The sequence below is a fragment of the Actinoplanes awajinensis subsp. mycoplanecinus genome (genome assembly GCF_001509495.1).
Taxonomy (GTDB): domain Bacteria; phylum Actinomycetota; class Actinomycetes; order Mycobacteriales; family Micromonosporaceae; genus Actinoplanes; species Actinoplanes palleronii.
Genome location: NZ_LLZH01000070.1, coordinates 1 through 5,881 on the forward strand (window position 1 = coordinate 1; position 5,881 = coordinate 5,881).

A 5,881-nucleotide genomic window follows, 5' to 3' on the forward strand; every position below is an offset into this window, starting at 1 on the left:
GCCGCTCGCCGTGTTGACCGGATCGTCGGCGAACCCGCTGGTGGGCGGGAACCCGTACGCAATCGGGTCGTCGAAAGTGACCGAAGCGCGCCCGCCGCCCAAACCAGCCGCCCGCAGGCTCGCGGCGATCGCGGCATCCGGAAGCCGGGCGAGGTCACCGTCACCACCCGCGGCCCGGAACGCCGCCGCGATCTGCGCCACCCACTTGGCGTCGGCCTCGTTCAGATCGATGTACGTCCCGAACGCGGTGAGCAGCGACGTCGCGTCCAGATGTCCCCACTGGTTGCCGTCCTGGAACTCCCCGTACGCGCTGCGCAACTGCGTCGACCAGGTGCGCAGCTCGTCGTCCGCCGCGCGGCTGTCCCGGACGAAGTCGTCCAGGTCGTCCGGCCGCGCGGAGCTCGTGCCCATCTCACTCCCTGGCCGCGGTGGCCGGGGCGGGCGACGTGAAGCGGGGCGGGGTGACCGGGTCGGGGATCGGTGGCAGGTCGTCCTCGCCGAAGAAGAAGTCGCCGATCTTGTCCAGGACGCCCTCGTCCTCCTGCTGTTGCTGCCAGGCGCGCGCCTTCTCCCGGCGCGACTGCTCCTCGGCCGCGAGCCGGCTCAGCTCGTCCACCTGCTGCGCGGCCTGGCGCATCGCGGTGGCGAGCCGGCGGGCGTCGCCGGTGCAGATGTCCATCCGGGTACCGAACTGGCGGGCGTAGACACCGCGCCACTCCTGCGCGGCGTGCGACGCGATCGTGGTGCGCCGGGGGATCTGCCCGTCGCAGGCGTCCGCCGCGGCGCGCAGCTGCCCGGCCAGCCGGTCGGCGGCCTCACGGTCGTATGGAACGTCCTCGGAAATCCCCCGTAGATCGACCATCGTTCTCTCCCCGTGGTTGTCCACAGAATACGAAGAGTGTTTGCGGTGACAGGTCTCCTGTGACGACAATGGCAGTCCGGGAAGACAGAGTCAAAATTGATCATCATGATTCGGGGGAGTGGATCGATGCCGGGACGAGTACTCTCGACTGATCAGGCCAAGACGTCTATTCAGCAGGTCCAAGCGATCATCAACGGTGGGCTCACCGACCAGATCTCGCAGCTCGACGCGCAGGGGAAGATGCTGTCCAACCCGGACGTCTGGGATGGTCCGCTGGCGCAGCAGTTCCGCGATCAGACCTGGCCGGAGACGAAAGCCGCACTCGACAAGGCCAAGCAGGAATTGGACGAATTGCGTGACCAGCTGCAGAAGATCGCTCAGAACATCATGACCGCCGGCGGCGGATCATAATCGGTCTTCCGGTCCGCTAGATCAATTCCGGAAAGGGTACGGGGATGGCCGATCAGGATGCGCTCGGCCGGGAATACGTGCTGCACGAAGAGATCGGACGAGGCGCCCTCGCCGTCGTCCGGCGAGCCGTGCGGCGCTCCGGCGGGCCACCGTTAGCGGCCAAACTGCTGCGCCCCGAGCTGGCCGGCGACCGCCGGGTCCGTGAGCTCTTCCTCCGCGAGGAGGCGGCGCTCCGCGACCTCGACCATCCCAACATCGTCGGGCTCCGCGACCTGGTCGTCGAGGGCGGCGCGGTGGCCCTGGTGATGGACTTCGTGGACGGTCCCGACCTGCGCCGCCATCTCGCGCAGCACGATGGCCGGCTCGGTGCGGCCGAGACCGCCGCGATCGTCGCGCAGGTGGCCGGCGCGGTCGCGGCCGCCCACGCGCAAGGCGTCGTGCACCTCGACCTCAAACCCGAAAACCTCCTGTTGGTACGCGGTACCGACCCACCCGTCACCCGGGTCACCGACTTCGGGGTGGCGGTGCTGCTGCTGGACGCCGACCGTGGGGTGGCCGGGGGCACACCCGGCTACACCGCGCCGGAGATCTGGCAGGGCGCGCCGCCGACCGCCGCGGCCGACGTGTATTCCCTCGGTGTCCTGCTGGTCGAGATGATCACCGGGGACTCCCAGGGTGACCCGGAGGCGCTGCCGGCCGAGTTGGCCGGCCCGGCCCGGTCGTGCCTGCTCCCCGACCCACGCCAGCGCCCGACGGCCCGGCGCCTGGCGTCCTATCTGCGCAGCCTCGCGGACGCCGGCGCGTTGTCGGCCCAGCCCGCGGGCGGGTTCCCCCGCGCGCCCCAGCCGCTGGGTGGCGCCACAGCCTCCGGGCCGGCCGCGGCCGGCCCGGAGAGCGCGGCCGCGGCCCAGGGGCCGAGCCCGCTCTCCCGGCAGACCACGCTGCGTGGAGCAGGAGCGGCGGCAGGGGCGGCGGCTGCCGGCGGAGGAGGCGGCGCACCGGCCGCCAACGGAGCGGCCGCGGCGGCCAGCCGAGCAGGCGCTGCCACTGGCGGCGCCTGGGCCGGCGCGTTCCCGAGCTCCGCGAGCACCCCCGACCCCGTCGACGCGTGGGCCGGTCAGTTCGGCACCGCACCCACCGACCCCGAGATCCGGGAGACGCGGCTGAGGCCCGGCGTGACGCCTCCCTCCGTACCCCCGGAAGCGCCGCAGCCTCCCGCCGGACCGCCTCGCTGGCGCCGGGGCCCTCTGGTGACCCTCGCGGTGCTCGCGGCCGTCGCCGCGACCCTGATCGGCGTCAACATCGCCTCCGCCGACGACCGTGACCCGCGCCGGGACGCCGTGGTCGGCGTGACGAGCCTGCCCGCGGCCACCGCGACCGCCGGCCAGGGCGCCACCCTGCCGCCCACCGACCCGGTCGCCACCAACTCGCCCACCAGCGCCCCGGCCCTGATCCGGGTCACCCTGGCCGGGTTCGTCGAGGACGACGCCGGGACCCTGGCCATCTCGATCCGGGACGGCATCGCGATCGCCTACGTCTGTGACGGCGACCGGGTCGAGGCCTGGCTCAGGGGCACCGCCGAGAACGGTGTGCTCAAGCTGTCCGGCAAGGGCAGCAAGATCGACGGCACGTTCGACGCGCGCGGCGCCGAAGGTGACATCACTCTGCTCGGCGAGAAGCACGGCTTCACCCTGAAGGTCGCGAAGAAGCCGTCCGGGCTCTACCGGGCGTCCGCCGAGGTGCGCGGCGCCAAGGTGGAGGGTTCCTGGATCGTGCTGCCGGACGGCCGCCAGGTCGGCGTGCTCACCGACGGCGACGAGGTCGGCCCGGCGCCGCAACTGGACGTCACCGGCCGCACCACGACCGTCGACGGCACCACTGTCGGCGCCACCGCGATAGACGTCGACAGTGGCGAGGGTTTCTAAATGACGGCACCGCAGACCGCGCGGCGGCCGCTGCTCTGGCTGCCCCCGGTCGCCGGCGTCGGTGTCGCCGTCGGCCTCGGCGTCTACGGCCGCCTGCACGACCCGTCCGCGCTCTCCTTCCTCGGCACGCTCGGGCAGCCGATCCTGTTGAAGGCCGCCCTGACCACCGGCGTCGTGGTCCTCGCCGCCATCCAGCTGATCTCCGCACTCGCGCTCTACGGCCGCCTGCCGTCACCGCCCTGGACCGCCGTCGTGCACCGCTGGAGCGGCCGCCTGGCCGTGCTGCTCTCGCTGCCGGTCGCGGTGCACTGCCTGTACGCGCTCGGTTTCGGCTTCGACAGCGCCCGGGTGCTGGCCCACTCGCTGCTCGGCTGCCTGTTCTACGGCGCGTTCGTGGCCAAGATGCTGGTCCTCAGCCAGCCGGACACCGGCCGCTCCTGGGTGCTGCCGCTCGCCGGTGGCCTGGTCTTCACCGCGCTGGTCGGCATCTGGCTGACGTCCGCACTCTGGTATTTCCTGAGCTGACGAGAAAAGTGTGACCCGCGCCGCAGCCGAAGTTGTTTGAATCTGAAATAGTTTCCCCGTCAACAAGGTTGTGCGGGGTAGTCCGGGACGTACGAGCCCCGGCCGGAGGTTTCAGGAGCGGGTCATGCAATTCGGCATCTTCAGCGTCAGCGACATCACCGCCGACCCCACCACCGGGAAGACCCCGACCGAGGCCGAGCGGATCAAGGACATCGTCACGATCGCGAAGCACGCGGAGGAGGTGGGCCTCGACGTCTTCGCGCTCGGCGAGCACCACAACGAGCCGTTCTTCTCGTCGTCGCCGACCACCACGCTCGCGTACATCGCCGCGCAGACCAGCACCCTGCAGCTCAGCACCGCCACCACGCTGATCACCACGAACGACCCGGTGAAGATCGCCGAGGACTTCGCGATGCTCCAGCACCTCGCGGACGGCCGGGTCGACCTGACCCTCGGCCGCGGCAACACCGGCCCGGTCTACCCGTGGTTCGGCAAGGACATCCGCGCGGGCATCCCGCTGGCGCTGGAGAACTACGCGCTGCTGCGCCGGCTGTGGCGCGAGGACGTCGTCGACTGGGAGGGCAAGTTCCGTACGCCGCTCCAGTCGTTCACCTCGACGCCGCGCCCGCTCGACGATGTCCCGCCGTTCGTCTGGCACGGCTCGATCCGCAGCCCGCAGATCGCCGAGCAGGCCGCGTTCTACGGTGACGGCTTCTTCGCCAACCACATCTTCTGGCCGGCGTCGCACACCCAGCGCATGATCAAGCTGTACCGCGACCGCTTCGAGCACTACGGCCACGGCTCCGCCGACCAGGCCATCGTCGGCCTCGGCGGCCAGGTGTTCATGCGCAAGAACAGCCAGGACGCGATCAACGACTTCCGGCCGTACTTCGACAACGCCCCGGTCTACGGCCACGGACCGTCGCTCGAGGACTTCACCCGGGAGACGCCGCTGACCGTCGGCAGCCCGCAGCAGGTCATCGAGAAGACCCTGAAGTTCCGTGACTACGTCGGCGACTACCAGCGCCAGCTGTTCCTGCTGGACCACGCCGGCCTGCCGCTGAAGACCGTGCTGGAGCAGCTCGACCTGCTCGGCGAGGTCGTCCCGGTGCTCCGCAAGGAGTTCGCCGCCCTCAAGCCGGCCCACGTCCCGGACGCGCCGACCCACGCCTCGCTGGTCGCCGCCCGTGACGCCGCCAAGCTCGAGATCAAAGAACTCGAGATCAAAGAAGAGGTGAAGGCATGAAGCAGCGCAACCTCGTAGTGATCAGCGCCGGCCTCAGCCAGCCGTCCTCCACCCGCCTGCTCGCGGACCAGCTGTCCGCGGCGGCGGTGCGGGCCGCCGCCCAGCTCGGCGTCACCCTCGACGTCCAGGTCGTCGAACTCCGCGACCTGGCCCACGAGATCACCGACCACATGCTGACCGGTTTTGCCCCGGCCGCGCTGAAGCAGGCGCAGGACGCGGTCGCCGCCGCCGACGCGCTGATCACGGTCACCCCGGTCTTCAGTGCCAGCTTCAGCGGCCTGTTCAAGTCGTTCTTCGACGTGCTCGACCAGGACGCGCTGCTCGACAAGCCGGTCCTGCTCGCCGCGACCGCCGGAACCGCCCGCCACTCGCTGGTCCTGGAGCACGCGCTGCGCCCGCTGTTCGCCTACCTCCGCGCGCTGCCGACCCCGACCGCGGTCTTCGCCGCCAGCGACGACTGGGGCGCCAACTCGGTCGAGGGCCCCCTGCGCGGCCGCATCGACCGCGCGGCCGCCGAACTGGCCCGCGAACTCGAACGCCGCGAACCGGCCACGGTCACCGACCCGTTCGCCCTCACGGCCGACTTCGAGGACATGATGAAGTCCCTCTGACCGCTTTTCACTGACGGCCTGGCGTTTTCGCCAGGCCGTCACTCATTTTGTACGACCTGTGCACAGTCCCGGGCCATCACGGCCACGCAGGCGATCCACCGGATCGCTGGGCCACTCCCGGGCGTATCCGGTGGTCCCGGTTCACCCTCACGGTTGGCACACGCAGGGGATCGACACCACTACGCTCCGCTGCCCACGCTGGTCAGGTGGCCACCTCCACTCCGGAACCACCGCCTCGCGCCGCCGCGCCGGACCAACCCGACATCAGGCGCCACCTGATCGCCCTGCCCCGGACCCGCCC

General features: G+C 71.0%; 7 protein-coding genes. 5 read left to right on the plus strand and 2 right to left on the minus strand.

The features are described 5' to 3' along the window. Nucleotides 1–411, minus strand: a 411-nt coding sequence (locus tag ADL15_RS11115) for a hypothetical protein (protein WP_198170719.1), incomplete at its 3' end; no start/stop codon positions are given. A gap of 1 nt (nt 412) precedes the next feature. Further along, nucleotides 413–862 carry a WXG100-like domain-containing protein gene (locus ADL15_RS11120; RefSeq protein ID WP_067687985.1) on the minus strand — a complete coding sequence of 150 codons (450 nt, stop codon included), beginning with the start codon at nt 860–862 and terminating at the stop codon, nt 413–415. 126 nt (nt 863–988) lie between these two features. On the opposite strand from ADL15_RS11120, the gene ADL15_RS11125 reads away from it, so the two are divergent. From ADL15_RS11125 to ADL15_RS11145, 5 genes are all read left to right on the plus strand, one after another. After that, nucleotides 989–1,273: a pyrophosphorylase gene (locus tag ADL15_RS11125; RefSeq protein ID WP_067687986.1), complete on the plus strand. Its 285-nt coding sequence runs from the start codon at nt 989–991 to the stop codon at nt 1,271–1,273. Between the two features lie 44 nt (nt 1,274–1,317). Beyond that, the gene (locus ADL15_RS11130) at nt 1,318–3,198 is read left to right on the plus strand and encodes a serine/threonine-protein kinase (protein ID WP_067687989.1); all 1,881 of its coding nucleotides are present in this window, start codon (nt 1,318–1,320) and stop codon (nt 3,196–3,198) included. Next, complete coding sequence (locus tag ADL15_RS52855) at nt 3,199–3,723, plus strand: DUF6529 family protein (protein WP_067687991.1); 525 nt, start codon at nt 3,199–3,201, stop codon at nt 3,721–3,723. It begins immediately after the preceding gene. 124 nt (nt 3,724–3,847) lie between these two features. Next, nucleotides 3,848–4,969 (plus strand): LLM class flavin-dependent oxidoreductase, encoded by a 1,122-nt coding sequence (locus tag ADL15_RS11140; protein ID WP_067687994.1) that lies wholly within the window; start codon nt 3,848–3,850, stop codon nt 4,967–4,969. Further along, the gene (locus ADL15_RS11145; RefSeq protein WP_067687997.1) at nt 4,966–5,580 is read left to right on the plus strand and encodes a CE1759 family FMN reductase; all 615 of its coding nucleotides are present in this window, start codon (nt 4,966–4,968) and stop codon (nt 5,578–5,580) included. The genes ADL15_RS11140 and ADL15_RS11145 overlap by 4 nt, the downstream gene beginning before the upstream one ends. Nucleotides 5,581–5,881: the final 301 nt, after the last annotated feature.

Bases quoted from the DNA above. Each gene is read 5' to 3' on its own strand.
- ADL15_RS11120 (WP_067687985.1), bottom strand. From the start codon at position 862: ATGGTCGATCTACGGGGGATTTCCGAGGACGTTCCATACGACCGTGAG.
- ADL15_RS11125 (WP_067687986.1), top strand. From the start codon at position 989: ATGCCGGGACGAGTACTCTCGACTGATCAGGCCAAGACGTCTATTCAG.
- ADL15_RS11130 (WP_067687989.1), top strand. From the start codon at position 1,318: ATGGCCGATCAGGATGCGCTCGGCCGGGAATACGTGCTGCACGAAGAG.
- ADL15_RS52855 (WP_067687991.1), top strand. From the start codon at position 3,199: ATGACGGCACCGCAGACCGCGCGGCGGCCGCTGCTCTGGCTGCCCCCG.
- ADL15_RS11140 (WP_067687994.1), top strand. From the start codon at position 3,848: ATGCAATTCGGCATCTTCAGCGTCAGCGACATCACCGCCGACCCCACC.
- ADL15_RS11145 (WP_067687997.1), top strand. From the start codon at position 4,966: ATGAAGCAGCGCAACCTCGTAGTGATCAGCGCCGGCCTCAGCCAGCCG.